Source organism: Candidatus Erwinia dacicola (assembly GCF_001756855.1).
Classification (GTDB): Bacteria; Pseudomonadota; Gammaproteobacteria; order Enterobacterales; family Enterobacteriaceae; genus Erwinia; species Erwinia dacicola.
Genome location: NZ_MAYS01000288.1, coordinates 1 through 1,410 on the forward strand (window position 1 = coordinate 1; position 1,410 = coordinate 1,410).

Consider the following 1,410-nt stretch of genomic DNA (forward strand, 5'->3'; position numbering starts at 1 on the left):
TTTGATACTGATTTGAAGGGTATTTGATTCGCGATGTTGCCCCGGTAGCGGGTATCAAATATCTTTAAAATCCGCCCAAATTATAACCAATCACAGCGACTTCAATTTTTCGTCTTTCCTTCCGCTGGATTACCTCTTCCTGTCGAGTTAGTGTGCGTCGCACTACAGGCCTGTATATTTTTCAGTCGCTTTTAGAAGGAATTGACCATGAATTTTTATCAGATTCGCCAGACCATGACTGACGACGCATATGACATTGTTTCTGCGTTCAGCATGGCGACCTCACTGACACTCCAGGCCATCGTATATATAACAGGACAGGAAGAGCACGCCACTCGCTTTATCCTTGAGCAAATGGCGTCTCTTGATGTGGCCGTCGAAGATAACGGCCTGTGGCAGCTTACAGAGGGGTTTAAAGCATCAGCACGTTAGGCCAGGTGAAGTTACTTATGACTAACTCCGCTGCCTTATGACCGTTATTACCCCCGACTGAATATGTGGTTTTGACGGTAGTTATCTCAAATCCCTCAAACACCCGGCGCATATCCGGGTAGTCATTCACCGAAATAATCACCTTCCCTCGTGCCTGTCGGGTCAGTTCGGCCATCGCCTGATATTGTTCCATCTCGAAAGAAACACTATAGCCGCACGTCTGCCAGTACGGAGGATCAAGGTAAAACAGTGTGTCGGGTCTGTCATAACGTTGAATGCATGCCTGCCAGTCCAAATGTTCAATCGTCACCCGCTGGAGGCGCAGCCATGCCTCTGACAGGGTTTCCTCCATACGGACGATATTCAGCTTTGCAGGGCCTGTGGCGCTGGTGCCAAATGTGCAGCCTTCCACTTTTGCACCAAAACAGGTTTTCTGCAGGTAGTAGAAGCGTGCTGCCCGCTGAATATCGGTCAGCGTTTCAGCAGGTGTGTCTTTCAGCCACTGAAATATCTGACGGCTGGTTAATGCCCATTTAAACTGCTTTATAAACTCTTCAAGATGGTGCTGAATAACCCGGTAGAGGTTAACGATATCACCATTAATGTCATTCAGAACTTCTGCTTTATACGGAGATTTCATAAAAAATAAAGCCGCACCGCCGCAAAAGGGTTCAACATAGCAGGTGTGTTCAGGAAACAAAGGCAGGAGCTGCTTTGCGAGCTTACGCTTACCTCCTACCCAGGGAATAATAGTATTAGTCATAATTCGTCCTTTAATCGATCTGCTGTATCGATCAATACTGTTTTATTAATCGTTAAAATCGATACTAAACCGCTGTCAGTCTGGGTCTTAGCCTCAAAGTTGTAGCAGCATGGCGGCAAAGGGTAAAAAAATGCCGTCAGTGTTATGACGGCAAAATAACTTAATCAGTCACCATGAGATTAAGACCTGACCAATTATACCAGCCGTAGATATCG

General features: G+C 46.2%; 2 protein-coding genes. One reads left to right on the forward strand and one right to left on the reverse strand.

Going from position 1 to position 1,410, the window contains the following annotated elements:
- Positions 1 to 207 precede the first annotated feature (207 nt).
- Positions 208 to 432, forward strand: a complete 225-nt coding sequence (locus tag BBW68_RS08535) for a hypothetical protein (RefSeq protein WP_070134956.1) — start codon at positions 208 to 210, stop codon at positions 430 to 432.
- Here the strand turns inward: BBW68_RS08535 and BBW68_RS08540 are convergent.
- Positions 413 to 1,195, reverse strand: coding sequence for a DNA adenine methylase (locus BBW68_RS08540; protein ID WP_070134958.1), 783 nt, complete (start codon positions 1,193 to 1,195; stop codon positions 413 to 415). The two genes, BBW68_RS08535 and BBW68_RS08540, sit on opposite strands and share 20 nt — an antisense overlap.
- Positions 1,196 to 1,410: the final 215 nt, after the last annotated feature.